Source organism: Cryobacterium sp. SO2 (assembly GCF_026151165.2).
In the GTDB taxonomy this organism is placed as follows: Bacteria; Actinomycetota; Actinomycetes; order Actinomycetales; family Microbacteriaceae; genus Cryobacterium.
The window spans coordinates 3297278-3321999 of sequence record NZ_CP117849.1 but is presented as its reverse complement, the minus strand read 5'-3'; the positions used below and the strand labels follow the sequence as shown (position 1 = coordinate 3321999).

Annotated in this window: 28 protein-coding genes; 21 read left to right on the top strand and 7 right to left on the bottom strand. The window is 65.4% G+C overall.

Translation table 11 applies throughout. The features are described 5' to 3' along the window. Positions 1–10 precede the first annotated feature (10 nt). On the bottom strand, positions 11–739 hold the full coding sequence (locus tag BJQ94_RS15660; protein WP_265400117.1) for a hypothetical protein: 729 nt from the start codon (positions 737–739) through the stop codon (positions 11–13). Between the two features lie 124 nt (positions 740–863). Beyond that, positions 864–1742: a polysaccharide pyruvyl transferase family protein gene (locus BJQ94_RS15655; protein WP_265400118.1), complete on the bottom strand. Its 879-nt coding sequence runs from the start codon at positions 1740–1742 to the stop codon at positions 864–866. 90 nt (positions 1743–1832) lie between these two features. Between BJQ94_RS15655 and BJQ94_RS15650 the strand changes: the two genes are divergently transcribed. Then, complete coding sequence (locus tag BJQ94_RS15650; RefSeq protein ID WP_265400119.1) at positions 1833–3113, top strand: glycosyltransferase; 1281 nt, start codon at positions 1833–1835, stop codon at positions 3111–3113. Here the strand turns inward: BJQ94_RS15650 and BJQ94_RS15645 are convergent. From BJQ94_RS15645 to BJQ94_RS15630, 4 genes are all read right to left on the bottom strand, one after another. Further along, positions 3050–5197 (bottom strand): acyltransferase family protein, encoded by a 2148-nt coding sequence (locus BJQ94_RS15645; protein ID WP_265400120.1) that lies wholly within the window; start codon positions 5195–5197, stop codon positions 3050–3052. The two genes, BJQ94_RS15650 and BJQ94_RS15645, sit on opposite strands and share 64 nt — an antisense overlap. Then, on the bottom strand, positions 5194–6282 hold the full coding sequence (locus BJQ94_RS15640) for an acyltransferase (RefSeq protein WP_265400121.1): 1089 nt from the start codon (positions 6280–6282) through the stop codon (positions 5194–5196). The genes BJQ94_RS15645 and BJQ94_RS15640 overlap by 4 nt, the downstream gene beginning before the upstream one ends. Positions 6283–6414: 132 nt before the next feature. Beyond that, positions 6415–8541, bottom strand: coding sequence for a glycosyl hydrolase (locus BJQ94_RS15635; protein ID WP_265400122.1), 2127 nt, complete (start codon positions 8539–8541; stop codon positions 6415–6417). A gap of 78 nt (positions 8542–8619) precedes the next feature. Continuing rightward, on the bottom strand, positions 8620–9729 hold the full coding sequence (locus BJQ94_RS15630; RefSeq protein ID WP_265400123.1) for a glycosyltransferase: 1110 nt from the start codon (positions 9727–9729) through the stop codon (positions 8620–8622). A gap of 141 nt (positions 9730–9870) precedes the next feature. On the opposite strand from BJQ94_RS15630, the gene BJQ94_RS15625 reads away from it, so the two are divergent. Next, entirely contained in the window at positions 9871–10377 is a 507-nt protein-coding gene (locus tag BJQ94_RS15625; RefSeq protein ID WP_265400124.1) for a VanZ family protein, read from the top strand. Positions 10378–10390: 13 nt separating this feature from the next. Here the strand turns inward: BJQ94_RS15625 and BJQ94_RS15620 are convergent, their stop codons facing one another. Next, positions 10391–12229: a DUF4012 domain-containing protein gene (locus tag BJQ94_RS15620; RefSeq protein WP_265400125.1), complete on the bottom strand. Its 1839-nt coding sequence runs from the start codon at positions 12227–12229 to the stop codon at positions 10391–10393. Positions 12230–12457: 228 nt separating this feature from the next. On the opposite strand from BJQ94_RS15620, the gene BJQ94_RS15615 reads away from it, so the two are divergent. The 19 genes from BJQ94_RS15615 to rplR all read left to right on the top strand — a co-directional run bounded on the left by BJQ94_RS15615 (position 12458) and on the right by rplR (position 24713). Then, the gene (locus BJQ94_RS15615; protein WP_265400126.1) at positions 12458–13885 is read left to right on the top strand and encodes a sugar transferase; all 1428 of its coding nucleotides are present in this window, start codon (positions 12458–12460) and stop codon (positions 13883–13885) included. 73 nt (positions 13886–13958) lie between these two features. Then, positions 13959–16160 carry an Ig-like domain repeat protein gene (locus BJQ94_RS15610; protein WP_265400127.1) on the top strand — a complete coding sequence of 734 codons (2202 nt, stop codon included), beginning with the start codon at positions 13959–13961 and terminating at the stop codon, positions 16158–16160. A 483-nt stretch (positions 16161–16643) separates the two neighbouring features. Next, entirely contained in the window at positions 16644–16952 is a 309-nt protein-coding gene (gene rpsJ / locus BJQ94_RS15605; RefSeq protein WP_035834607.1) for a 30S ribosomal protein S10, read from the top strand. Positions 16953–16960: 8 nt separating this feature from the next. Next, positions 16961–17620 carry a 50S ribosomal protein L3 gene (rplC, locus tag BJQ94_RS15600; protein ID WP_265400128.1) on the top strand — a complete coding sequence of 220 codons (660 nt, stop codon included), beginning with the start codon at positions 16961–16963 and terminating at the stop codon, positions 17618–17620. 5 nt (positions 17621–17625) lie between these two features. After that, positions 17626–18276 (top strand): 50S ribosomal protein L4, encoded by a 651-nt coding sequence (gene rplD / locus BJQ94_RS15595; RefSeq protein ID WP_134455233.1) that lies wholly within the window; start codon positions 17626–17628, stop codon positions 18274–18276. Beyond that, a complete protein-coding gene (gene rplW / locus BJQ94_RS15590) occupies positions 18276–18578 on the top strand; it encodes a 50S ribosomal protein L23 (RefSeq protein ID WP_066597633.1) in 303 nt (100 codons plus the stop codon). The genes rplD and rplW overlap by 1 nt, the downstream gene beginning before the upstream one ends. Before the next feature lie 25 nt (positions 18579–18603). Beyond that, positions 18604–19443 (top strand): 50S ribosomal protein L2, encoded by an 840-nt coding sequence (gene rplB, locus BJQ94_RS15585; RefSeq protein ID WP_110128309.1) that lies wholly within the window; start codon positions 18604–18606, stop codon positions 19441–19443. A 9-nt stretch (positions 19444–19452) separates the two neighbouring features. Next, positions 19453–19734 carry a 30S ribosomal protein S19 gene (gene rpsS / locus BJQ94_RS15580; RefSeq protein WP_066597628.1) on the top strand — a complete coding sequence of 94 codons (282 nt, stop codon included), beginning with the start codon at positions 19453–19455 and terminating at the stop codon, positions 19732–19734. 23 nt (positions 19735–19757) lie between these two features. Next, the gene (rplV, locus tag BJQ94_RS15575) at positions 19758–20123 is read left to right on the top strand and encodes a 50S ribosomal protein L22 (RefSeq protein ID WP_265400129.1); all 366 of its coding nucleotides are present in this window, start codon (positions 19758–19760) and stop codon (positions 20121–20123) included. After that, on the top strand, positions 20123–20887 hold the full coding sequence (rpsC, locus tag BJQ94_RS15570; protein WP_066597624.1) for a 30S ribosomal protein S3: 765 nt from the start codon (positions 20123–20125) through the stop codon (positions 20885–20887). Before rplV ends, rpsC begins: the two co-directional genes overlap by 1 nt. Further along, complete coding sequence (gene rplP / locus BJQ94_RS15565) at positions 20887–21306, top strand: 50S ribosomal protein L16 (protein WP_066597622.1); 420 nt, start codon at positions 20887–20889, stop codon at positions 21304–21306. The genes rpsC and rplP overlap by 1 nt, the downstream gene beginning before the upstream one ends. After that, positions 21306–21644 carry a 50S ribosomal protein L29 gene (gene rpmC, locus BJQ94_RS15560; protein WP_066597620.1) on the top strand — a complete coding sequence of 113 codons (339 nt, stop codon included), beginning with the start codon at positions 21306–21308 and terminating at the stop codon, positions 21642–21644. Before rplP ends, rpmC begins: the two co-directional genes overlap by 1 nt. A gap of 2 nt (positions 21645–21646) precedes the next feature. Beyond that, positions 21647–21940 carry a 30S ribosomal protein S17 gene (gene rpsQ / locus BJQ94_RS15555; protein ID WP_110128307.1) on the top strand — a complete coding sequence of 98 codons (294 nt, stop codon included), beginning with the start codon at positions 21647–21649 and terminating at the stop codon, positions 21938–21940. A 34-nt stretch (positions 21941–21974) separates the two neighbouring features. Then, positions 21975–22343, top strand: a complete 369-nt coding sequence (gene rplN, locus BJQ94_RS15550; protein ID WP_066597616.1) for a 50S ribosomal protein L14 — start codon at positions 21975–21977, stop codon at positions 22341–22343. 3 nt (positions 22344–22346) lie between these two features. Further along, complete coding sequence (rplX, locus tag BJQ94_RS15545) at positions 22347–22706, top strand: 50S ribosomal protein L24 (protein ID WP_134640283.1); 360 nt, start codon at positions 22347–22349, stop codon at positions 22704–22706. Continuing rightward, the gene (gene rplE / locus BJQ94_RS15540; protein ID WP_265400130.1) at positions 22706–23296 is read left to right on the top strand and encodes a 50S ribosomal protein L5; all 591 of its coding nucleotides are present in this window, start codon (positions 22706–22708) and stop codon (positions 23294–23296) included. Before rplX ends, rplE begins: the two co-directional genes overlap by 1 nt. Positions 23297–23397: 101 nt before the next feature. After that, the gene (rpsH, locus tag BJQ94_RS15535) at positions 23398–23796 is read left to right on the top strand and encodes a 30S ribosomal protein S8 (protein WP_066597609.1); all 399 of its coding nucleotides are present in this window, start codon (positions 23398–23400) and stop codon (positions 23794–23796) included. A gap of 6 nt (positions 23797–23802) precedes the next feature. After that, the gene (rplF, locus tag BJQ94_RS15530) at positions 23803–24339 is read left to right on the top strand and encodes a 50S ribosomal protein L6 (protein ID WP_265400131.1); all 537 of its coding nucleotides are present in this window, start codon (positions 23803–23805) and stop codon (positions 24337–24339) included. 2 nt (positions 24340–24341) lie between these two features. Continuing rightward, positions 24342–24713, top strand: a complete 372-nt coding sequence (rplR, locus tag BJQ94_RS15525; RefSeq protein ID WP_088457171.1) for a 50S ribosomal protein L18 — start codon at positions 24342–24344, stop codon at positions 24711–24713. Positions 24714–24722 lie beyond the last annotated feature (9 nt).

Here is a 24722-nt window from a genome sequence, read left to right as displayed (position 1 = left end):
CGACGGCCGGTTACGGCGTGGTCAGGAGCGGGTATTTGTTGATGACCTGCGTGGTGAGGCCGCGCAGGCGCTCGACGAACTCCGCGTCGCGGGACGTCGGCGCCGGGGGCTGGTGGTACACCGTCTTCCGCAACAGGCGGTACCAGGCGTCGCTGAGGAAGGGACGCTGGTACTCGGCGCGGAGGGACCCGGTGTAGTGGCGGATGAAGTCGCGCAGGGCGGGGTCGTAGGTGTTGTTCCAGACGACGGGCAGGTCGTCGACCGCGCCGCTGATCCTGGCGCAGTAGATGACGTTGCCGTTCTCGAACTTCAGGCTTCGACGATCGTCTTCGGGGATCTCGCTGGTGATGCTGCCCATCACCTGTTCCAGGAACGGGATGGCCGGGGCGCCGGCGCCGGCGATGATCACGCCGGAGTTGATCCGCTTGGAGGCCCCTTGTGCCATGTAGATGCGCCCATCGGGCAGACCGGTCAGGGCGGTGTTGAAGTCGGGTGCGTCCGGGCTGACGGCGCAGTCCGAGTCGATGTACGCCACAGAGTCGTAGCCGCTCTTCAGGGCATCGAGCAGGATCGGGATCTTCAGCCAGGCGCTCTGCGCAGCCTCGGATACCCGGGGCGGGTGGGCGATGCTGACGAAGGCGGCTCCGATCGAGTCTGCATATTGCTTCTGCGACTCGATGCACCGCTTGTAGGCGAATCCATAGCCGTTCTGGGCAATCGTGAAAACGAGACTTCGCACGTGATTCCTTCGTTCGAGCGTCGACCTGTGGGTCGAAGTGTGGCTCAAGGGCGATGTGGTGCCCGGGACCGGCCTGGTAAAGGCCATCCAGCGGAGTTTACCGGTTCAGCGCCCCCAGGCCCGGTTACAGGCCGCCGATAGCCGTGAGCAGAGAGCCGGCCAGCTCGGCCGCACGCCGTTCGGCGGCGGGAGCCTCGGCCTCCCGAAGCGCGAAAAGCCCGTCGAGGTCCTGCCGGGCCGAGGCCAGGGACATGGCGGTGGAGGTCAGCTGCATCGAGGCGAAGTAGTCGCCGTACTTGAACTGCGGCTCGACGCCGGAGTCGCTGACGGACAGTAGCTGCGTGGGCGTGCCCACGGAGTGCGCAACGATGACGCCGTGCAGGCTGGACGACAAGACGAGGCGTGCCGCTGCGACCTTCTTGATCACAGTCAGCGGGCGCATGGTGGGGGGCACGACCTCCATGCCGAGCCGTCGAGCGTCTCGAATCTCCTGACGGCCTTCGCTGGTTTTCCAGACTCGGAAGTGCGGGATGAGGACGATCTTGTCGGTCTTCGGCAGACGGTTGCCGTCGATCAGCGCGGCGGCCAGCAACCCGGCATCCCCGATGGGAGTGTCCTCCGGCAGGCCCAACTGCGCCCGCGAGTGCGGTCCGCGAACGGCGAGGATGGAGTCGGCGTGCGCCTGGTAGGACGGCAGCAGGTGCGCGGGGATCTCACCGCGGAGTCCGGTGCCCCAGATCTTGGCGTGACCGGACCGGCGCATGTACAGCTCGAGGATCGACCCGATGGCGACCACGTCGGCCTGGGCCGGTGCGGACCAGACGACCTTGCGACCCGTCGCGTATTCCAGCACGTCTCGGGTGAGTTCATCACCGAAATTCATCAGCGGACGGCCGGTGCGCAGCCCCAGCCGCACCCAGAGTGCCGGGTTGTCGAACAGTTCAGGCTTGAGCAGACGCGGCGACTTGAGAGGCGACCACCAGAACGCTTTGAGTGACTTCACTGGCTTTGGATCTCCTTGGTGGGCCGGCGAACGGCTTGGCGATTAGGTGCGTTTTCCACCGTAGTGCAGGGCACGCACTAGAGTTTTCCTATGCGCCCCCGCGAGAATTCAAGTCGGTCCGGGCTCGTGAGCATCGGGTTGTTCCTTCCGTATGACGGCATTCCGCACGCCGGCGGGGAGTATCTGCTCCGGCATTTCGAGGCCCTCGAGGCTGCCTTCCAGATCAGCGCCTACGCGCCTGGACTGCCGGAGAATGTTGCTGCCGCCGGCAAGGTCGCGTCGGTTGAAGCCACCCGACGGGCAGTCGCCGGGACCGGTCTCCTCTCTGGCGCACGGCTCAAGCCCCTGCGCGACCTGTTGAAACTTGTCCGGGGCGCCTCCCTGGCTGTGGACGTCGAGCACGCCCTCAAGAACGACCCTGACTTTCTGCAGCGGGCCCGGTCGGCGTCGGTGCTGGAGTTCCAATGGACAGAGACGGCGTCTCTCGCGCGTTTTCTGCGTCGGGTGAACCCGAAGGCCGTTCAGGTGCTCATCGCCCACGACGTGCTCGCTCAGCGCTGGTCGCGGGCGTCCGCCGCCGCCCCGACGCTCAAGGCGAAGGTGCTGTTCCACTTGCGTGCCGTGTTTGCTCGGCGGGCGGAACGCCGGGCGTTCACCGAAACCGACGTGGTGATCGTGTTCAGCGACAAGGACCGTGACGAAGTGTTGGCCATCGCCCCGTCGGCGCACGTGGAGGTGAGCCCGCCGTCCCTGGTCGCGGCCGGGATGCCGGACACCGCCCGCGCACGCGTGAGCCTGCCGCAGACTCTCCTGTTCACCGGGGCGCTGAACAGGGACGAGAACCACGAGGCGCTTGTCTGGTTCCTCGGGTCGGTGTGGCCCGCAGTGCAAGGCCGGGTCGCCACCGCCGAAGTCGTGATCGCGGGGGCCGCGCCCCGCCCGGAGCTCGCCGACCTCGTCGAACACAGCCCCCGGGTGAGCCTGACCGGTTACGTCGATGACCTGGGCCCCTTCTACGCGGAGTCCACCCTCTTCGTCGTTCCCTTGTTGCGGGGAGCGGGAGTGAAGTTCAAGACCATCACCGCGATGCTCTGGGGAATCCCCGTCGTGTCCACCTCGGTGGGCGCAGAGGGCGTCGGCGTGTCATCTCACTATCTGGCAGTGGATGACACCGCCACGGGTTTCGCCGAGGCGATCGTGGCCGCTCTGGGTGACCAGACGCGGCGGGATGCCGTGGCCCGGACCGCGTTCGACTGGGCACACGGAGAATTCGGCGCCGAACTGTTCACGGCCCGGCTGCGCCGGATCTACGCGGCCGGTACCGCGGCCAGGAGCGCTTCCTTGAGCGCCGGAGCGACGACGACGCCGTAAGTCGCCGTCATGTGCAACTGATCCGTGCGCACGGGCGTTCCGTCGACGAAGATCGGGCAGAAACCGCCGGAGCAGAACCAGTTCAGCGGTGACACGAACGTGGCGCCGGTGGCCGCGGTCGCGAGCTCGTCGGCGGCAACCATGGCCCGCCAGTCCGCGCCGACGCCGGAGATGCAGTCGGCCGGAGTCGATACCTTGGTGGCGCACTCGGCGGGGATCTTGCCGACGGGCGGCGGGGCGAGCACCACGACCGAGCGACCGGGCGCGGAGACCGCGCGGATGGCGCCCTCTCTGGCGGCCGTCCACTCGGTTGCGGTCGCGTCTGCGGTCGGTCGGTCGGCCATGGCACCGTAGGCGCCCTGGTTGTTCGACATTACGACGAGGTCGGGGTCCATGCTCTGGATGAGGGCCGCGGCAGGCTCGCGGTTGTCATTGCAGCGGGCGGTCTCTTCGGGGCGGTCAGGCAGGTTGATCTCGGTGTAGACGAACGGGCAACTGCCGAATCCGATGGCGCGCACCTTGTAACCCTCGGCGCCGAGCGCCTCGATCACGGCGGGCATCCAGGCCACGGCGATGGAGTCGCCGACCAGGACGGCGGTCTTCTCGCCGGTGCCATAGAGGCAGACGTCGGGGTCGGTCAGATCGTTCGGATGCATGCACCCGGTGTCCGGGTTCATTTGCGGCGCGGCGGCGGAGCGGGCCTCACCGATCTCGGGGGTGAGTGTGGGCCAGGAGGTGGCCCCGAGGGCCTCCTGGATCTTCTCGTGGAGCACGCTCTCCGTAGCCGTGAGGTTGGCATCGTCGGCGGAGTCCGCGAGCGCGGCGGCTAGCCCGGGCGGACCGGACCTCGGCAGGAACAGCACCGCCGTGAGAGCGACGACGGCGAAGACGGCGCCGGCCGTAACGAGCACGGTACGTCGTCGGGAACGGACCTTGCTGGTTGTCGGCCTGGTCGGTCGGGCCCCGCGTGGATCGAGCCAGCGGGACCGCCTGATCGGGTCCTCCACGAGGTGGTAGGAGGCCACGGAGAAGATCGCGGTGGCCAGCAGGGCGGCCAGGGTCGTGCGCTTGCCGCCACCGCCGAAGAAGGTGCTCGCGAAGATGATCATCGGGAAATGCCAGAGGTACAGCGAGAACGAGATGTCACCGAGGTATCCGCTGAACCGGTTGGTCAGGGGCCAGAGGTACCGTTGCTCGCCGCCGATACCCGCCCAGATGACCAGGGCGGTCGACAGCACCGGAAGGGCGGCCCACGGGGCCGGGAAGCCGGCGCCGTTGTCGACCAGGAACACCGATGCGACGATACCGACGAGTCCCAACCAGCCCAGGACGGTTCGCGCGAGAACCGAGAGGCGCGCGGCGGAACCGCCGAACACGGCCAGAAGGGCACCGATGCCCAGCTCCCAGGTTCGGGAGAAGGTGGAGAAGTACGCCCAGGTCGGCGCGTTCACGGTGTCGTAGAGCGCCCACGCGAACGACGCGGCGACGATGCCCAGCATGACGAATCCGACGATGCGGTGCGCAACTCGGGTGTTCCAGTGCGCGCGGCGGCCCGCGAGGGCGAAGATCAGCAACATCAACCACGGCCAGGCGAAGTAGAACTGTTCTTCCACGGCCAGCGACCAGTAGTGCTGCAGCGGAGAGACCGCGCCGCCGGCCAGGAAGTAGTTCGTGCCCTGAGCGGCGAAATTCCAGTTGGCGCCGAAGAAGAACGCCCAGACTCCGTCCCACATCGTCGACGTGGCTCGGGAGGAGGCGAAGAGCAGCCACGACACGATCACCGTGACGACGATCACGAGGGTCGCAGCCGGGAGGATGCGCTTGATCCGACGGCGGTAGAAGTTCACGAACGAGATGGTGCCGGTGCGGTCATGCTCGCGCAGCAGCAGCCCGGTGATCAGGAAGCCGGAGATCACGAAGAAGATGTCGACTCCGACGAAACCGCCGGACGGGCGGCCCAGGGCGTGATCGGCGATGACGGCGCCGACGGCGATCATGCGCAAGCCCTGGATGTCAGGGCGCAGAAGGCTCTTCCGGGGCTGGGCGGTGGTGTCCGTCGCGCGTTCGGCGCTGGTGGAGCTCAATTCTCGCGCGCGATCGCGGTATGGGGAGTCGCGTCGGCAGCAGCACCGGAGGGCGGTGTGGCCGGCGTGACCGCCGGCTTGCGCCAGTGCCGGCCGATCAGGCGACGCAACGGCTCGTCGATGAACCGGGTGAACAACGCCGCGAATCCGACCGCGAGGACCAGCGCGATCGCGACGCTCAGCGGCCGCGGCACATTCAGCGCGTCGAGCCGGAGCAGCACGATGTAGCCGAGGTTCTGGTGCAGGAGGTACAGCGGGAAGGACAGCCAGCCCAGGAACCGCAGCGGCCGGCTGGACAGGCCCAGCGGGCGCCACATCAGCGTCACGAGGGCCAGCGCGAAGGCGACGGCGGCCGCGACGGCGTCCATGGGGTTGAACAGGCCACCGCCGACGACGGCCGCGACGGGGAAGAGGAGCATGCTCATGCGGCGTTCACCGTTGATGATCGCGAGGGCGGTGATGCCCAACAGGAACCACGGGATGTTCTCGAAGAGGCGGGTCTGTTCGTTGAAGGAGTCCGGGATGGCGAGCGCGATCAGCAGCATCGCGGCCAGCCAGGTGTACAGGGTCAGCGGCAGGCGCGCCGGGCTCAGCCGGCCGGTGAACCACAGAACGGCAGCCATGACGTAGAAGGCGAGTTCAACCGCGAGGGTCCAGTACGCGCCGTCGACGTTCGGAACGCCGAAGAAGTCCTGCACCATGCTCAGATTGAGCACGGTGTCCAGCGGCACGGTCTGGCGGCCGGGGAGGCCGAAGACGGCGACGGCGGTGGCTGTGATGGCCACGGCGATCCAGTAGGTGGGGTACAGGCGGATGAACCTGGAGCGGAAGAAACCGGCCGGAGTCGAGTTCTGCAGCGACATGAAGATGACGATTCCGGAGATCACGAAGAACACCCGAACGCCCTGGCCGCCGAAGTGCACGGCCTCAACAGATGCGCCCAGCTGCGGGTACACCTGCGCGACGTTCCACAAGTAGTGATAGACCACAACCATCAGGGCGGCGAGGCCGCGGAGGCCGTCTAGCGCCAGGAGGCGATGGGTGGAAGCGCGCCGCACCGGTAGTTCTGAAGCGAGTGCACTCATCGAATTTCGGCCCCTCCGCCAGGTCACGACAAGGTATCGCTGGGCCCAGTATCGCAGAAACAGCCCCCTATGCGGGTGCCACCCGGATGGGGCGGCGCTCGCACTGGGGGCTGCGTCGGTGAAACGGCGGGGCTACGCGCCCGGCTGCAGGTCGCTCACAACACCGGTCAGGTAGACCGGGTGGCCGCTGAGATCGACCGTGATCCGGCCATCCACGGGGGAGAGCACGCTGCTCGCACCGTACTGGTCGGTGAGGGTGACGTCCTCGTCCGCGGCGTAGGTCATGGTCTTCGCAGCGGTCGTCCAGGCCACGCGGGTCTGCGTGTCGCCGGTCCCGAACGCGTATGAGTACACGGACGGATCCGCCAGGGTGTCCCTGGCGGTGAACGCCTTGCCGTTCAGCTGACGGATCATGACGGCCTCGGCGACACCGGAGGGCTTGGGCGCGAACGCGGGCACCTCCTCGGTGGTCTGGTGCAGCAGCCCGAAGTTGCCCTCGTGGTCGCCGGGGTCGTTCGAGTCGTTCACCAGGTCATACCAGAAGAACTTCTCCACGCTGTTGGCGAAGGCGATGGCCTGCACCCGCACGAGGTTGTCGGCCTGGTCCTGTTCGCTGTAGCCGGTGGTGGACCAGCCGAGTTCGGTGATCCAGAGCGGCTTGGTCTGCCCGTTGTTGTACTGCTTCACCCGGTCGTTGACCTGGGTGAGGCTGGCCTCCATGAACTCGGGACCGGACTCGGGGGTGTAGTCGTACGGGTGGAAGGAGATGGCGTCGAGGTACTGGAGTCCGCCGGCCTTGTAGAGCGCCTCGAGCCAGGCGTCGTCCTGACGGGCGATGGCCGGTCCGATGATCTTCACCTCGGGGTGGGCGGCCTTGACCGCGTCGTATCCGGCCTTGAGCAGGGGTACGTAGCATTCGGCGGTGCGGCCGCACGCGCTGTAGTTCATCGGCGGGTTGTTGAACTCGTTGTAGATCTCGACTTCAGGAGCCCCGTACTGTTCGACCAGCTTGGTGGTGAACTGCCCGTAGGCGGCGAGGGCAGACGGGCTGCTCGGGGTGCCCTCCTTGTCATACAGCTTGTTGCCATAGGCGCTGATCGGAAGCAGGTCGACGCCGGCGGCCTCGTACTCAGCGATCATGCGGTTGTCGTTCTCGGGGAAGTTGTACACCCCCTTGGTCGTCTCGACGCGGCTCCACTTGGCGTCGGTGCGCACGTCGGAGATGCCTAGATCGGCCGTCACCTGGGCCGAACCCTCGAACGCCTCTGTGAGGTGCACACCCACGGCGAAACGCTCGTCCTGGGTGGGGGTTCCCTCTGCCACCGGGTCGAGGATCGCCAGGGACGTTTCCATGGTGTCGCTGGAGTTGTCGTTGTTGGCGATCGCGATCGAGTAGTACCCGGGGTCGAGGTCCTGCAGCGAGACGACGCCCAGGCCGGGCTGCAGGTCGACGGTGCCCTGGTCGATGGTGGCGCCGGTCTCGTCGGTGACGGTCCAGGCCGCGCCGGGAATCTTCCAGGACACTCCGATGGCTGCTTCGCCGGTGGCGAGCAACAGGGAGGTGTTGGTGATCCGGGTGGGGGCCGTGAACGCCTCGAACGACGGGTTGGCCAGCAGGTTGTCGGTGGAGCCCTTGGCGGTCATGGCGAGAGAGTCGACACTCACACCGGTTGTCGGCGCCACGGTCAGGATGCTGACGGGCACCGAGGTTTCGTCTGCGTCGGTCTTGTAGGTCCAGGTCTGCTCGTCCCAGACCGCGTTCACGGCCTCGAAGTCGTGCCGGCCCTGGCCGGCGGCGCCCATGATGACGGAGACGCCGGGGTCGACGGCATCCTGGCCCGCGGTCTTGATGCTCGCGGTGAAGGTGTAGGTGGTCGACGGAGAGACGGCGACGACCTGGCTCAGGGCGAGGCGGGTGGTGTTCTCTGCGGGGTTGGTGCTGTCGATGCGCAGCCCGATGGTGCCGTCTGCAGCGTCGCCGGCTTCCGCGGCGAAGACGGATGCGGAGTCGTCGTTGTCCTGGCTCCAGCCGTCGAACGTCGCGGCGACGTTCGCGGTCGGGAGCAGCACGACGGGCTCAGGTTCAGGGGTGGCGGTGGCGGTCGGGGCGGTGCTCGGCGCCGCAGCGGGGGCGTCCTCCGGAGCGGATGCGGGCCACAGGGCGAAAGCGGTGCCGCCGCCGACGAGGGCGAGCACCACAACGCCGGCGGTGATGAGGCGCCAGCGGGGCTGACGGCGGAGTCGGTTGAGGATATTCATGTGTCTCCCGAAAAGTCGACGTGGAATCGTGCGCGGAATGGGGAGGCCGGGGTGGAGATCCCGTCCGGGTGGCTGGGGCTACGCGTGTGCTTCTGCGGTGACCCAGCTGCGAAGTGTGGAGCGGAAAACCGACTGGTCGAACTGCCAGGCGCGATCGATGCAGTCCTGAGGACGCATCATCGCGGCGCGGGCGACGGCCTCGCGCGCTGCGCCGCCGGTGAACTCGTGCAGGTGCACGCCGGTCACGCCGTCGACCACCGATTCCGCCGCGCCGCCGATGGCGCGTGCGATCACGGGTGTGCCGGTGGCCATGGCCTCGACGGGCATGATGCCGAAGTCTTCGATGGCGGGAAAGACGTACGCCAGCGCGCGGCGGTACAGCGCGCTCAGCAGCGCGCGTGAGGGCTTGAGCACGAACGAGACCTGGCCGGGGTGCTGGTCGGCCAGAGCCTGCAGGTCGGGCAGCGAGGGCCCGTCGCCGGCCAGGACCACCGCGGTGTCGGAGGCGACTCCCAGGGCGACGACCAGGTCCAGACGCTTGTAGGGGATGAACCTGGACGCGCCGAGCAGGAATGTGGACGGGAGGCCGTCCAGAATCGTCAGTTCCTCCGCCGTGAGGTCGGCGGCGGGGTCGTCCGCGAACGCCTGCACATCGACGGGCGGGTGGATCACGACGCTGTCGCGGTGCCACGCATTCTGGATGCGCTGGCGCACGAACTCGCTGTTCGCCGCGATCGCGGTCGGCTCCTGGGCACGGGCACGGTCGAGGCGCTGCAGGGGCTTCCGCACCAGTTTCGCCAGGGCGTGGTTGCCGCGGGCGTCGAGCTCCGGCGTCCAGATGTACCGCGCTGGTGTGTGCGCGTAGACAAGCTTGGGAACCTCGCGGGCGGGCCCGGCGAAGCGGGCGTGGTGCGAAAAGAGATGGGAGCTGCAGAGGATCCAGTCCGCGTCCCTGGCGCCGAGGTGCCGCCAAGTGAGGGGCATGAACGGCAGGGCGAGCGCCTTGGACTTGCGCAGCGGAGTGCGTGCCAGCCAGGTCTCGGCGACGTCGACACCGGCGAAGCGCTCAGGGGCGTCATTCCACAGCGACTGGATCTGCGCATCCGGAAAGGTCGCGACGATTTCTTCAACGACGTTCTCTGAGCCACCACGGGTCGCCAGCCACTCGTGAACGATGATGCCTGGCATAGGTGATGCTCCCCCTGGAGTCGGTGGGAGGTCTCGGTGACCCTGGCCCATCTTCACCAGCCTACGATACTGAGGCGGCGGGCCCGGGCGGCGGCGTGTGATCCTGCGCGTATTCGCAGGGCGTCCCTCTACGATGGCGGGATGGAGCAGCTAACTATGACGGACCGGGAACCGCCCAAGAGCCGGGTGCGGCAACAGCTGGGCCTGACCCTGGTGCTGGCCTATGGCGCCATCGTGGTGCTGGCGACGATGTGGCCCACCCCGCTGGACCAGGGCTTCGAATCGTCGATCACCCGGCTGCTGGACGTGATGCACCGCAACGGTGTTCCCCAGTGGTTCGGCTACACGAAGCTGGAATTCACCGCGAACGTGCTGATGTTCGTCCCGCTCGGCTTCCTGGTGAGCATGTTGCTGCCGGTGCGGGTGTGGTGGCTCGCGTTGATCATCTGCCCCGGAATCTCGGTGGCCATCGAACTCACCCAGGCCGTGGCCCTGAGCGCACGCTTCGCCACGGTTTCCGATGTGGTGTCGAACTCGACCGGAGCCCTCATTGGAGCGCTCCTGGCCGTGGCACTGCGCGCCGCGATCTACCAGCGTGACGAGAAGATCATAGCCAGGCGCATCTGGGAGCTCGGGCTCACCCGCTAGCGGTCCGCGCGACTCAGCCGCAGTCGGCGCCCTCCGTGATGGTCTTGGGCGTCGCGTTGATCATCGGGGTACCCCGCACCTCGAGCTTGCCGTACTCACCCGGCGCGCCCTGGAACGAGGCCGTCACCGTACTGGTGTCGCCTGGAGCCAGGTAGACCGTGAACTTCGCGACGGGCCGGCCCAGGTCGACGGCGCTGGCGTTGACCTCGGTGAGCTCGCCCTCAACGTCGATCGTCGCCGACGTCAACGTCGCACCCACGGGGCCGTAGACGAACACCTCAGTTCTGAACACATCGCCGAGGGTGTTGCTCTTCACGTAGTCGGGCAAGCCGGCCTGCTGGGCGTTCGTGAGGTTCGACGTGAGTGTGGCCGAGCTGGTGAAGGTGGGGTTGTCCGGAACCGTGCAGATGTCGCTCGATGTGGTCGTGGCCGTCTTCAGGTAATAGTCGATCTTCGATGCGGACGTGTCCCGGTAGAAGATGCCCATGACCGTCGCATCGGCGTTGTCCTTGGGCATGGTGCCCTGCAGGCGGGTGCCGTCGAGGAGTGCCTGCTCGTCCGGGTTGGCGAACCAGGCCATGATGCTGCCCTGGTTGACGCCCTTGGTGACGGCCGCGGCCATCTCGGCCATGTCGAAGTCGCCGCTGAGCACCTTGGTGAGGATCGCGCTGGCCGCTTCGGAGAAGAACGCATCGACCTTCTCCGGCTCGGCGTAGCTGTCCCAGCGGAAGTACACCTCGTTGAGCAGCAGGTCGACGGCGTTGTCGCTCGAGAGCACGTCTCCGGTGCTGAGCGTGAGCGGCCCGGTGGCCTTGAGCATATAACTGAGGGCGATCGGGTCCACCGAGATCACGCCGTCGACCGCGACGCCCCTGTCGCGCTGCCAGTACGCCTGCAGGATGGCTCCGGCAGTGGGGAAATCCGGCCGGCTGGTGGCGGTGTTCGAGTGCGTCACCAGGTAGTCCGTGTACAGGTCCAGCGCGCTCTGGTCCACGGGCACGTCCACAGCGTCACGGTTCTTGAAGTCCGCGCTGCTGGCCTGGTCGGTGATGGCAATCGCGCCGCGGTCGGCGGAGATCACGCTGAAGGAGGCGGCGCTCCCGCCGAGGGCGGTGCTCTCGGCGTTGTTCTGGAAAGCCATGACGTAGGTGCGCGGACCATCCTGGCCCAGGGCGGTGCCCGCCACCTTGAGGAGGGGGGCGGCGCCATCGACGACCTCGCTCGCGGTGGTGAGGAGTCCGTCCAGCTTGTCGACGGCATCCGTGACCGGGCCGACCGTGATCGAGGTGTCGACAGCGGCGAGCTGCGTGAGCGAGGTCGCGAAGATGTCCTGGGCGGAGGCGACGATGGCCTCGGCCTCGGACAGCGGCGACAGATCGAAACCGCCCGATTCGGGGTCCCTGGCACTGATGTCGAACGTCGACGCGATCTTCACGGCCGGTGCGGCCACCTCCTGCACGATGGAGTCGATGCTCTCGGCCACCACTCGCACCCCGGTGAGGTTCTCACCGAGCACGGGGATGAACTCAGCGATACGCCAGGTGAGGTCGTGGGTTCCATTGACGGCGCTGGAGGAGCGAGCCTCGAGTTCGGCACCGGTTGCGCTCATCGCTTCGAAGTCGCCGCTGGTGGCATTCGCCTGCAACTGCGAGACGAGGGACTGTGACGCTTCGAGGTCGGTCTTGACCACCAGAGCGCGGGTGGCGAGCCAGGTGACGGACCCCAGGACAACGATTCCGGCCACGACGAGCCCGATCTTGAGACGACGCTTCGCGCTGGAGTTGCGGCGTTCATGGCGTGCGTTGGCTCGGGAAGAGCGCGCGGGCGCGCGGCGGGAGGCTCGTGAATTCACAGGTCCACCCTAGACGAGGGGTGTCGCTGCAACCTGTGTCGACGCCGGTGCCGGTGACCCCAGACCGGGTGGCGAGACGCGCGGACACGCGCTTCGAGTACGGTGAACGCCGGTCTTTGTGGAACTATGTGTTGGAACGCCTTCTTCCGCTGTCACCTCAGCGAAGGGGCATACGGGGAAGATCCGGGGAGAAGCATGGCTGTAGGCGACACACGTACGGCGGGAGTTTTGCGACGTCGTTCATGGCAGCGTGCGTTCGCGTCCCGACTGTTCGCCAGCGACATCCTGGTGGTTCTGTTCGCCGTGTTCGGCTCCCAGCTGGTCTGGTTCGGCTTCGCCACTGTGCCCCTGACGGCGCCGTACAACGTCGGTGCCACCTACACCGCGGTGTCGGTCGTGCTGGTGGTGGCGTGGATGGTCATGCTCGACGTGTTCGCCACCAGAGACCACAAGGTGATCGGGAGCGGAACTCTCGAGTACAAGCGCGTCGCGGACGCGACCATTCGTCTGTTCGGCCTGTTCGCCATCGTGGCGTTCCTCTTTAAGATCGAGGTGGCCAGAGGCTATTTCCTCACAGCGTTGCCGGCCGGGATGTTCTTCCTGATCGTGACACGCTGGCGCTGGCGCCAGTGGCTGCGCAAGCGCCAGGCCAGGGGCTTCTATCTCTCTCGCGCCCTGCTCCTGGGTGAACGGCTCAAATCCGCGCACGTGGCGGCGACCATCACCCGGGCCGCGGGCACCGGCCTCAAGCTTGTCGGCGCACTCACCCGTGAAGGAACGGTCTCCAAGGGACCGGTGCACGGCGTGCCCGTCGTTGGCGGCTACGACGACCTGCTCGGTGCGGTGGACGAGACCAACGCCGACACCGTCATCCTCACCGGCGCCGACGAAATCAGTCCTGAAGACATGCGCCGCGTCGGCTGGGAGCTCGAGGCCCGCGACGTGGAACTGATCGTGGCCCCTGCCCTCACCGACATCGCGGGACCCCGCATCCACTCCCGTCCCGTTGCGGGCCTCCCGTTGATCCACGTGAGCTACCCGGCCTTTGAGGGCGTCAAGCGCGTCACCAAGCGCACCTTCGACATCGTCGGTTCAGCCCTGTTGATCCTGATCAGTTCGCCGGGACTCCTCTGGGTGGCGATCGCCGTCAAACGGTCCAGCCCGGGCAGCATCGTCTACCGCCAGGAGCGCATCGGCCGCCACGGTCGCACCTTCGGCATGTACAAGTTCCGCTCGATGGTGCGGGATGCCGACGACCAGCTGGAGAGCCTGCTCGACGCTCAGGGTACCTCTGACACCCCGTTGTTCAAGGTCACCAATGACCCGCGCATCACGCCCATCGGCAAGATCCTCCGCAAGTACTCCATCGACGAACTGCCGCAGCTGTTCAATGTGTTCTTCGGCGAGATGAGCCTGGTCGGCCCACGGCCGCAGCGCGCCGCCGAGGTGGCGCTGTATGACGACGCCGCCCACCGTCGGCTCATCATGAAGCCGGGCATGAGCGGACTCTGGCAGGTCAGCGGCCGGTCCAACCTCAGCTGGGAAGACAGTATCCGCCTCGACCTCTACTACGTCGAGAACTGGTCGCTCACCACAGACATCCTGATTCTCTGGCGCACGGTGCGCGCCGTGGTCACACCCGACGGGGCCGTTTAGTTCTGCTTCGTGATCAGGTCGGGGGACCTCCGTGTTCGTTTCACAGCGTCGTACGACGGTTCTGTTCGCGTTAGTGTCGGCTGTCACGTTCGCCGGGCTTCCCGTGCCGGCGAGCGCGTCGTCACCGGCGAGCGTGGCTGCGGTCGCGCCGGCCGCGCCGGGCGATGGGCCGACCGACCCCCTCGACGATGTGGTGCTGGTCCCGGGAGTGACCATCCCCGACGGCCCGGTCGGCGGCGGGCCGAACGCACGTGTCGCTACTGTCGTGCACACAGTGTGGGTGAGCGTCGTGAACGCGACGCCGGCGACGACGGACAATGTCGTCACCGGACTCGACAGTGAAACCAACATTCGCGCCCTGATCGCCAAGATGAACGCTTTCTGGGCCCAGGAATCGGGCGGACGGGTTTCGGTGGTGTTCGGCGGCTACGAGAAGCGAAACCTCTCGGGGTACTGCGGCCTCAACGACATCTATTCCCGCGCCGCACAGGCGGCCTTCGGCGGGCAGTTCGCCCAGTACGCCTGGGTGGGCTCGAACGATCACCTTCTCGTTCTCGCCCGTGACGGGTGCTCGACCGGGAGCAGCGGGCTGGGCAGCCTCGGCGGCGATGGTGGCCAAATGGTGAGCTTCGACGGGGCGACAGGATCCCTGGCTCTCCCCACCGTGCTGCATGAGTTCGGCCACAACCTCGGCTTCAGCCACGCGACGGCGTCGATGTGTCGGAACTCCGGCACTGCCGATGGCGCGGTGGACTCGTTCGTGAACGGTGTCTGCCCCGTCGAAGATTACGCAGACACGCTCGACATCATGGGATACACCCGGGAGAACGCGACGCCGCACCTCTCGAGCCTGAAGCGCATCTCGGCGGGCTTCCTCACCGACTTCAGCGAGATCACCTCGGGCGCCGGCACCAGGACGACGACCATCCTGCCACTGGACAGCAGCGGCGCCAGCGGCGTCCGCGCCCTGCGGGTGGTCGACCCCCTCACGCAGGAGGCGTATGTAGTGGAGTTCCGCACGAATGCCGGGGCGGATGCGACATCGGCGGAATTCACCTGGCCCACGCAGCGCGTCGGGCCGTTGGCCGGCGGCTACTACCGGCTCTCCTCCGACACCAGCCGAGTGACCGGCGGGGTTCGCGTGCTCCGCGAACTACCGTTCAACTGGTACCCGCGCACGACCGTCCTGGCGACGGGTGTCACACCCGGGTCAACAGACCGGAAGTCGCGCGACACCCACCTGGATGCCGGCGAGACATTCTCCAGCCTGAACGATGGGTTCACCCTCACCGTGAAGTCGCTCAACGCCACGTCGGGCGCGGTGGTGGCGGTGACGTTCGGCAAGATGGCAGCGGCCCCGGTGGCCACGTCGACCACCTTCGACGGCACCGGCTGGACCGGCTGGACACAGACGGCAGGCTCGACAGACACCGCGCAGGTGCGGGCCACCATCGCGTCGGCGAACGGCAGGGTGCCAACCGGCAAAGTCGTGTTCCTCGACGGCACCCACACTCTGGCCACAGTGTCGCCCGACTCGGGCGGAGTGGCCCTCTACAGGCTGCCGAGCACTCTCACCGCCGGCACGCATATTCTGGCCGCGCAGTTCGTTCCTTCCACCACAGCGTCGGCCCCATCGCGCTCGGATGAACAGGACCTGACGGTGCTGCCCGGCCCGGTCGCCAGCCACACCACCCTCGGGGTCAACCGCACGAGCCAGGTCTACGGTTCGGCGACTCGCATCACGGCGACGGCCGCGGTGGCCAAGATCGCCGGCGTTTACCCTGCAGGCAGTGTGGAATTCTCTACCGGCGGGACCGTGCTGGGGTCGGTGAGGCTCGGCGCGACGGGGACGGCGGCGTACACGCTGCCGTCCACGCTGGGTGGCGGAGCGCGCTCGGTCACGGCACGTTTCGTACCCGGCACGACCACCGTGAAGGCCTCCGCATCGGCCGCCGTGGCGGTGACGGTGGCCAAGGCAACCGCGAAGGCGACGATCTCTCTGGTGGCGCCGTCGGTGAAGACCACGAAGAGCGCGGTGGTCAAGGTCACCATCACGGCTCCCGGGGTGGCCAAGCCCACCGGCACGCTCTCCGCCTACGCGAACGGCAAGCTCCTGAAGACCTACACCCTGGCCGCGGCATCCGCCGGCAAGGTGTCGCTCACCCTGCCCGCGTTCACCACCGTGGGGGCCAAGACCATCACCGTGCGGTACAGCGGCAGCGCGAATATCGTGGCCGCGACGTCGTCGGGCGCGAGGCTCACGGTGGCCAAATAGGCCTCGTGGGAATGCCAGAGGCGGGAGTCGTGAAGTCAGTCCCGTCGGATGCGTCCCGGGCTCGGGAATCGCCCGCTTCGAGTGGCCCGAGTCCCGCGGAATGACGCGGATCTCGGCGACACGCCCAACGCGACACGCCCGGGTTGCACAATGACCCTTTCCTGTGGCAGACTCTTCTAGTTCAACACTTTCGGATCGCGCTGCACGCGAGACCGGAATCACTGCCAGGCAGTGCATAGCTCGCCCCTTGAGGGTCAGAGTTAGGCCGCGGGTAGCAGAACAAAGCTTAAATCAACTCCTTGGCTGACTGGGTAAAACCATGTCATCCGCCAGGCCCCGTCTGGGGGAGTTGGCTCGAGAAGGTCGGGTCCCCGGCCGGATCGAAATTGACAGATGAACAGTGGTGCGATAGCAGCAGTGCTACTACGGCGTCCAATGCAGCCCTCGGGATGTAAGAAGCCTTGACAAGAAAGAGAGTTCGACATGGCGGGACAGAAGATCCGCATTCGACTTAAGTCGTATGACCACGAGGTCATCGACATCTCGGCGCGCAAGATCGTCGACACCGTGACCCGTGCGGGCGCGACCGTCGTCGGCCCCGTGCCGCTTCCGACCGAGAAGAACGTGGTGTGTGTCATCCGTTCCCCTCACAAGTACAAGGACAGCCGGGAGCACTTTGAAATGCGCACCCACAAGCGTCTGATCGACATCATTGACCCGACGCCGAAGGCCGTCGACTCGCTTATGCGTCTCGATCTCCCGGCAGACGTCAACATCGAGATCAAGCTCTAGGGCCCGCGATGTCGTACGCAGATACCAAGACCACCAAGGGCCTCCTCGGCAAGAAGCTCGGCATGACGCAGGTATGGGACGAGAACAACAAGCTCGTACCCGTCACCGTCATCGAGATCTCGCCGAACGTCGTGACCCAGATCCGCACGAAGGACATCGACGGTTACGCCGGCGTTCAGATTGCCTCTGGCGCCATCGACCCCCGCAAGGTGAACAAGCCGTCCGCAGGACACTTCGAGAAGGCCGGCGTCACGCCGCGCCGTCACGTCACCGAGCTCCGCACCGCGGATGCCGCTGACTACACCCTGGGCCAGGAACTCACCGTTGACGGTGTGTTCGTTGCCGGCACCAAGGTCGACGTCATGGGCACCTCCAAGGGCAAGGGCTTCGCCGGTGTTATGAAGCGTCACAACTTCAAGGGTGTTTCCGCTTCGCACGGTTCACACCGCAACCACCGCAAGCCCGGTTCCATCGGTGCCTCCTCGACCCCCAGCCGTGTCTTCAAGGGCATGCGCATGGCCGGTCGTATGGGTGGCGAGCGCGTGACCGTGCTGAACCTCAAGGTTCACGCGATTGACGCCGAAAAGGGCCTCATCCTGGTTAAGGGTGCCGTTCCCGGCGCCAAGGGCCGCCTCGTATTCGTCCGCACCGCAGTGAAGGGAGCGTAGTTCTTATGGCTACCGCACTCGACCTCATCGACGCCAACGGCAAGAAGGCCGGCTCCGTAGAGCTGCCCGCCGAAATCTTCGACGTACAGACCAACATCCCGCTGATTCACCAGGTCGTTGTCGCGCAGCTCGCTGCCGCACGCCAGGGAACGCACAAGGTAAAGAGCCGCGGAGAAGTTTCCGGTGCCGGCCGCAAGCCGTTCAAGCAGAAGGGAACCGGTCGCGCTCGTCAGGGCTCGATCCGCGCCCCTCAGATGACCGGTGGTGGCATCGTCCACGGACCGACCCCGCGCAGCTACGACCAGCGCACCCCGAAGAAGATGATTGCCGCCGCGCTCAAGGGTTCACTCTCTGACCGCGCCCGTGGCGACCGTCTGCACGTGGTGACCGCGCTGTTCTCGGCCGAGACGCCCAGCACCAAGGGCGCCATCACGCTGCTCACCCAGATCGCCAGCAGCAAGCACGTGCTGGTCGTTCTCGAGCGCACCGACGAGCTGACCCTCCGCAGCATCCGCAACCTCCCGACGGTGCACGTGCTGTCCTGGGACCAGCTGAATGCCTATGACGTTCTCGTCTCTGACGACATCGTCTTCACCAAGGGCGCGTTTGACGCGTTCGTGGCGCACAAGACCAAGAAGGAAGAGGTGTCCGCATAATGGCTACCCCCACTCAAAAGGACCCCCGCGACGTCATCATCGCTCCGGTCGTCTCTGAGAAGAGCTACGGCCTGATCGACGAAGGCAAGTACACCTTCATCGTGGACCCGCGTTCGAACAAGACCGAAATCAAGCTGGCGATCGAGAAGATCTTCAAGGTTGAGGTCGCTTCGATCAACACCATGAACCGCATCGGCAAGACTCGCCGTACGAAATTCGGTCTTGGCAAGCGCAAGGACACCAAGCGTGCCATTGTCACGCTCAAGTCCGGTTCCATCGACATCTTCACGGCCGTCGGCTAAGCGGCACGGACTAGAGGAATAAGAAATGGCTATTCGTAAGTACAAGCCCACGACCCCCGGTCGTCGCGGTTCTTCTGTTGCGGACTTCGCAGAGATCACCCGTTCGACGCCCGAGAAGTCGCTGCTTCGTCCGTTGTCCAAGACCGGTGGTCGTAACAACCAGGGTCGCATCACGACGCGTCACATCGGTGGTGGCCACAAGCGCCAGTACCGCGTGATCGACTTCCGTCGTAACGACAAAGACGGTGTCAACGCCAAGGTCGCTCACATCGAGTACGACCCCAACCGCACGGCGCGCATCGCGCTGCTCCACTTCCTGGACGGCTCCAAGCGCTACATCATTGCGCCGAACAAGCTGAACCAGGGCGACATCGTCGAGTCGGGTGCCGGTGCTGACATCAAGCCCGGCAACAACCTGCCGCTGAAGAACATCCCCACCGGTACCATCATTCACGCCATCGAGATCCGTCCGGGTGGTGGCGCCAAGCTGGCCCGCTCCGCCGGAGTGTCGGTTCGCCTGGTCGCCAAGGATGGCATCTACGCCCAGCTGCGCCTGCCGTCCGGAGAAATCCGTAACGTCGACGCCCGCTGCCGCGCCACGATCGGCGAGGTCGGCAACGCCGAGCAGTCGAACATCAACTGGGGCAAGGCCGGCCGTATGCGCTGGAAAGGCGTTCGCCCGACCGTTCGTGGTGTTGCCATGAACCCGGTCGACCACCCGCACGGTGGTGGTGAGGGTAAGACGTCCGGTGGACGTCACCCCGTCAGCCCCTGGGGCCAGAAGGAAGGCCGCACCCGGCACCCGAACAAGGAAAGCGACAAGCTCATTGTTCGTCGCCGTACCGTCGGCAAGAAGCGTAAGTAGGAGTAGACGATGCCTCGCAGTCTCAAGAAGGGCCCGTTCGTTGATGACCACCTGCTTCGCAAGGTAGTCAAGGCAAACGAAGCCTCAAGCAAGAACGTAATCAAGACCTGGTCGCGCCGTTCGATGATCATCCCCGACATGCTCGGGCACACCATCGCGGTCCACGACGGTCGCAAGCACATCCCGGTGTTCGTCACCGAGAGCATGGTTGGGCACAAACTCGGCGAGTTTGCTCCCACCCGCACCTTCCGTGGTCACGTGAAGGATGACAAGAAGGGTCGTCGCCGCTAACGCGGTGACGTGAAGGAGGAGAAATGGTGGAGTCGATCGCACGCGTGCGTCACATCCGCGTTACCGCCCAGAAGGCCCGTCGCGTTGTCAACCTGATCCGCGGCAAGCAGGCGCATGAAGCGCTGGCAATTCTGAAGTTCGCGCCCCAGGGCGCGTCCGAGCCCGTGTACAAGCTGGTGGCCTCGGCCATCGCCAACGCACGTGTCAAGGCCGATGCCTCGAACACGTTCCTGGACGAACAGGATCTGTTCATCTCCCAGGCATTCGTCGACGAGGGAACGACGCTCAAGCGTTTCCAGGCCCGTGCACAGGGTCGCGCATTCCAGATCAAGAAGCGTACGAGCCACATCACTGTTGTGCTCGCCACTCCTGAGGAGGGTACGAAGTAATGGGTCAGAAAGTAAACCCGTATGGCTTCCGTCTGGGAATCACGACCGACCACGTGTCGCGTTGGTTCTCTGACAGCACGAAGCCGGGCCAGCGTTACAGCGACTTCGTCGCTGAAGACGTCAAGATCCGCCGCCTGTTGAGCACCAGCCTCGACCGCGCCGGCGTGTCCCGCATCGAGATCGAGCGCACCCGCGATCGTGTCCGTGTCGACATTCACACCGCCCGTCCGGGCATCGTGATCGGTCGTCGCGGCGCGGAAGCAGAGCGCATCCGGTCCGACCTTGAAAAGCTCACCGCCAAGCAGATCCAGCTGAACATCCTCGAGGTCAAGAACCCCGAGCAGGATGCACAGCTTGTCGCGCAGGGCATCGCAGAGCAGCTCTCCGCTCGTGTGGCTTTCCGCCGCGCGATGCGTAAGGGCCTGCAGGGCGCCCAGCGCGCCGGCGCCAAGGGTGTTCGCATCCAGGTGTCCGGTCGTCTCGGTGGCGCTGAGATGAGCCGCTCGGAGTTCTACCGCGAAGGCCGTGTGCCGCTGCACACCCTGCGCGCGAACATCGACTACGGCTTCTACGAAGCCAAGACCACCTTCGGCCGCATCGGCGTGAAGGTCTGGATCTACAAGGGCGACATCACCAATAAGGAACTCGCTCGCGAGCAGGCCAACGCTAAGTCGTCCCGCCCCGAGCGTCGTGACGACCGTCCCCGCCGTGCGCCTCGCGCAGAGGGCGCGGCTCCGGTTGCAGCAGGAGTTGAGGCTAAATAATGTTGATTCCCCGCAGAGTTAAGCACCGCAAGCAGCACCACCCCGGCCGCACAGGCCACGCAACCGGTGGTACCACTGTTTCGTTCGGCGAGTATGGCATTCAGGCCCTCACCCCCGCGTACGTGACCAACCGTCAGATCGAGTCCGCTCGTATCGCCATGACGCGTCACATCAAGCGTGGCGGCAAGGTCTGGATCAACATCTACCCGGACCGTCCGCTGACCAAGAAGCCTGCCGAAACCCGCATGGGTTCCGGTAAGGGCTCGGTCGAGTGGTGGGTCGCGAACGTCAAGCCGGGCCGCGTGCTCTTCGAGCTTTCCGGTGTCTCTGACACCGTTGCTCGCGAAGCGCTCACCCGCGCAATTCACAAGCTGCCCCTCAAGGCACGCATCATCAAGCGCGAGGAGGGCGACGCATAATGGCGATCGGATCCAAGGAGCTCGCCTCAGTCGAGCTCGACACTTTTGAAAACGAACGACTGTTCGACGAGCTGAAGAAGGCCAAGGAAGAGCTGTTCAACCTGCGCTTCCAGTCGGCCACCGGCCAGCTCGAAAGCCACGGCCGCCTCCGCGCGGTCAAGCGGGACATTGCACGCATCTACACGGTTCTCCGTGAGCGCGAGCTGGGCATTCGTGCCACTCCCGTCGCAGTCGAGGCTCCGGCCAAGGCTGAGAAGAAGACGACCAAGAAGGCCAAGGCCAAGGACGCATCCACGGATGCTCCCGAGGCTGACGCCGTCGAGACGAAGGAGGCCTAATCATGGCGAAGACTGACGAAACGGTCGTCCCCGCCGAGGCTCTCGTGCGCGGCTACCGCAAGACGCTGCGTGGTTACGTGACCAGCGACAAGATGGATAAGACCATCGTTGTCGAGGTCGAAGACCGCGTGAAGCACCCCCTGTACGGCAAGGTCATCCGCCGTACGTCCAAGCTGAAGGTTCATGACGCGGAGAACACCGCCGGCGTCGGCGACCTGGTCCTGATCAGTGAAACTCGACCGCTGAGCGCCACCAAGCGCTTCCGCCTGGTCGAGGTTCTCGAGAAGGCCAAGTAAGCGCTCGCGCTTACTTGATAGAAGGAGTTAGAAAGTGCTTCAGCAAGAATCACGACTCAAAGTTGCCGACAACACCGGTGCCAAGGTCCTGTTGACGATCCGTGTTCTCGGTGGCTCCGGCCGTCGTTACGCCGGCCTGGGCGACGTCATCGTCGCCACCGTCAAGGACGCCATCCCGGGCGGCAACGTCAAGAAGGGTGACGTCGTCAAAGCCGTCATCGTTCGCGTCAAAAAGCAGACCCGTCGTCCAGACGGCTCGTACATCAAGTTCGATGAGAACGCCGCAGTGATCTTGAAGGCTGACGGAGACCCCCGTGGTACCCGTATCTTCGGACCGGTCGGTCGCGAACTCCGCGACAAGAAGTTCATGAAGATCATTTCGTTGGCACCGGAGGTTATCTAAATCATGGCCAGAATCAAGAAGGGTGACCTCGTAGAGGTCATCACCGGCCGCACCCAGGCTCGCGGCGGAGACCGTGGCAAGCAGGGTCGTGTGCTCGAGGTACAGGTTGAGAAGAACCGTGTTCTCGTCGAAGGCATCAACTTCGTCAAGAAGCACGTTCGTGTCGGCCAGACCCAGCGCGGCTCCAAGACCGGCGGCATCGAGACCGTGGAAGCATCGATTCACGCTTCCAACGTCGCGCTCGTCGACCCGGAGACCAAGAAGCCGACCAAGGTCGGCTTCCGCCTCGAAGAGGTAACGAAGGACGGCGTCTCCAAGACGGTCCGCGTTCGTTACGCCAAGAAGTCAGGTAAGGACCTCTAATGACTGACATCGCAACCGACGCAAAGCCCGTCGTCCTGCCGCGTCTGAAGCAGAAGTACCGCGACGAGATCTCCAAGCAGCTCGCCACGGACCTCGGCTTCACCAACGTCCACCAGGTACCCAACCTGACGAAGATCATCGTCAACATGGGTGTCGGCGAGGCAGCACGCGACGGCAAGATCATGGATGGCGCCGTCGCCGACCTCACCAAGATCACCGGCCAGAAGCCGCAGGTCACCAAGGCACGCAAGTCCATCGCGCAGTTCAAACTGCGTGAAGGACAGCCCATTGGCACGCACGTCACCCTCCGCGGTGACCGCATGTGGGAGTTCCTCGACCGGCTGCTCAGCCTCGCACTGCCCCGTATCCGCGACTTCCGCGGCCTCTCGGACCAGCAGTTCGACGGTTCAGGCAACTACACCTTCGGTCTCACGGAGCAGGTCATGTTCCACGAGATCGACCAGGACCGGATCGACCGTATTCGCGGTATGGACATCACTGTTGTGACGACTGCCAAGAACAACGACGAGGGCCGCGCGCTGCTCAAGGCGCTGGGCTTCCCGTTCAAGACGGCCGAGAACACCAAGTAGATTTACCTTCGGGGGCCGAACAACCGTTCGGCCCCCTCCACCACCACAGGTCGTCATCCGTGTAACGGGTGAACGAAACCAGGCGAGAAAGGCACCACAAAATGACAATGACAGATCCGGTCGCAGATATGCTGACCAGACTGCGCAACGCTAACTCGGCGTACCACGACACAGTGTCGATGCCGCACAGCAAGCTCAAGGCGCACATCGCAGACATCCTCAAGGCTCAGGGTTACATCTCTGCCTGGGATGTCAAGGATGCAGAGGTCGGAAAGACCCTCACGCTGAACCTCAAGTTCGGCCCCAACCGCGAGCGTTCCATCGTCGGCATCAAGCGGGTTTCCAAGCCCGGCCTGCGCGTGTACGCAAAGTCGACTGAGATCCCCACGGTTCTCGGCGGCCTCGGCGTTGCCATCCTGTCCACCTCCAGCGGTCTGCTCACCGACCGCCAGGCTGAGAAGAAGGGCGTAGGCGGAGAAGTTCTCGCCTACGTGTGGTAGCCGACAATGTCACGTATTGGAAGACTTCCGATCGAGATCCCCGCGGGTGTCACGGTCGTAGCTGACGGCCAGGCCGTCAGCGTCAAGGGTCCGAAGGGCGAGCTCGCGCTCACCGTCGCCAACCCCATCGAGGTTCAGGTCACCGATGGCCAGGTTCTGGTCACCCGTCCCGACGACGAGCGCGCTTCGCGTTCGCTGCACGGACTGACCCGCACCCTGATCGCCAACCAGATCATCGGCGTCACCGTGGGTTACACCAAGGGACTCGAGATCGTCGGTACCGGTTACCGCGTCGCGCAGAAGGGCACCTCAGTTGAGTTCGCCCTCGGCTTCTCGCACCCGGTCCTCATCGAGCCGCCCGTTGGTATCTCCCTGACCGTCGAGGGCGTTAACAAGCTCACGGTCAGCGGTATCGACAAGCAGGCTGTCGGCGAGGTTGCCGCAAACATCCGTAAGATTCGCAAGCCAGAGCCCTACAAGGGCAAGGGTGTGCGTTACGCCGGCGAGATTGTTCGCCGCAAGGCCGGAAAGAGTGGTAAGTAACCATGGGTCTCGGAACTAGAGGAAAAAGCAAGTCGGCTGCCCGCGGACGCAGGCACGCACGTCTTCGCAAGAAGATCGAGGGGACCGCGCTTCGTCCGCGTCTCGTCGTCACCCGTTCGGCTCGCCACGTCTTCGTGCAGGTCGTTGACGACAGCAAGGGTTTCACCCTCGCGTCGGCGTCGACTCTCGAAACCGGTCTGCGCACCTTCGATGGTGACAAGACCGCCAAGGCGCACAAGGTCGGCGAGCTTGTCGCCGAGCGCGCCAAAGCCGCCGGTATTGAAGCCGTCGTATTTGACCGTGGTGGCAGCAAGTACGCAGGACGCGTCGCAGCCATCGCCGAAGGAGCCCGAAAGGGAGGGTTGGACCTGTGAGCACTGAAT

Bases quoted from the DNA above. Each gene is read 5' to 3' on its own strand.
- rpsJ (WP_035834607.1), top strand. From the start codon at position 16,644: ATGGCGGGACAGAAGATCCGCATTCGACTTAAGTCGTATGACCACGAG.
- rplR (WP_088457171.1), top strand. From the start codon at position 24,342: ATGGGTCTCGGAACTAGAGGAAAAAGCAAGTCGGCTGCCCGCGGACGC.
- rplB (WP_110128309.1), top strand. From the start codon at position 18,604: ATGGCTATTCGTAAGTACAAGCCCACGACCCCCGGTCGTCGCGGTTCT.
- rplP (WP_066597622.1), top strand. From the start codon at position 20,887: ATGTTGATTCCCCGCAGAGTTAAGCACCGCAAGCAGCACCACCCCGGC.
- rplV (WP_265400129.1), top strand. From the start codon at position 19,758: ATGGTGGAGTCGATCGCACGCGTGCGTCACATCCGCGTTACCGCCCAG.
- BJQ94_RS15650 (WP_265400119.1), top strand. From the start codon at position 1,833: ATGCGCCCCCGCGAGAATTCAAGTCGGTCCGGGCTCGTGAGCATCGGG.
- rpmC (WP_066597620.1), top strand. From the start codon at position 21,306: ATGGCGATCGGATCCAAGGAGCTCGCCTCAGTCGAGCTCGACACTTTT.
- BJQ94_RS15625 (WP_265400124.1), top strand. From the start codon at position 9,871: ATGGAGCAGCTAACTATGACGGACCGGGAACCGCCCAAGAGCCGGGTG.
- rplF (WP_265400131.1), top strand. From the start codon at position 23,803: ATGTCACGTATTGGAAGACTTCCGATCGAGATCCCCGCGGGTGTCACG.
- rpsQ (WP_110128307.1), top strand. From the start codon at position 21,647: ATGGCGAAGACTGACGAAACGGTCGTCCCCGCCGAGGCTCTCGTGCGC.
- rplW (WP_066597633.1), top strand. From the start codon at position 18,276: ATGGCTACCCCCACTCAAAAGGACCCCCGCGACGTCATCATCGCTCCG.
- rpsH (WP_066597609.1), top strand. From the start codon at position 23,398: ATGACAATGACAGATCCGGTCGCAGATATGCTGACCAGACTGCGCAAC.
- rpsS (WP_066597628.1), top strand. From the start codon at position 19,453: ATGCCTCGCAGTCTCAAGAAGGGCCCGTTCGTTGATGACCACCTGCTT.
- rpsC (WP_066597624.1), top strand. From the start codon at position 20,123: ATGGGTCAGAAAGTAAACCCGTATGGCTTCCGTCTGGGAATCACGACC.
- rplC (WP_265400128.1), top strand. From the start codon at position 16,961: ATGTCGTACGCAGATACCAAGACCACCAAGGGCCTCCTCGGCAAGAAG.
- BJQ94_RS15640 (WP_265400121.1), bottom strand. From the start codon at position 6,282: ATGAGTGCACTCGCTTCAGAACTACCGGTGCGGCGCGCTTCCACCCAT.
- BJQ94_RS15630 (WP_265400123.1), bottom strand. From the start codon at position 9,729: ATGCCAGGCATCATCGTTCACGAGTGGCTGGCGACCCGTGGTGGCTCA.
- BJQ94_RS15635 (WP_265400122.1), bottom strand. From the start codon at position 8,541: ATGAATATCCTCAACCGACTCCGCCGTCAGCCCCGCTGGCGCCTCATC.
- rplE (WP_265400130.1), top strand. From the start codon at position 22,706: ATGACTGACATCGCAACCGACGCAAAGCCCGTCGTCCTGCCGCGTCTG.
- rplX (WP_134640283.1), top strand. From the start codon at position 22,347: ATGGCCAGAATCAAGAAGGGTGACCTCGTAGAGGTCATCACCGGCCGC.
- rplD (WP_134455233.1), top strand. From the start codon at position 17,626: ATGGCTACCGCACTCGACCTCATCGACGCCAACGGCAAGAAGGCCGGC.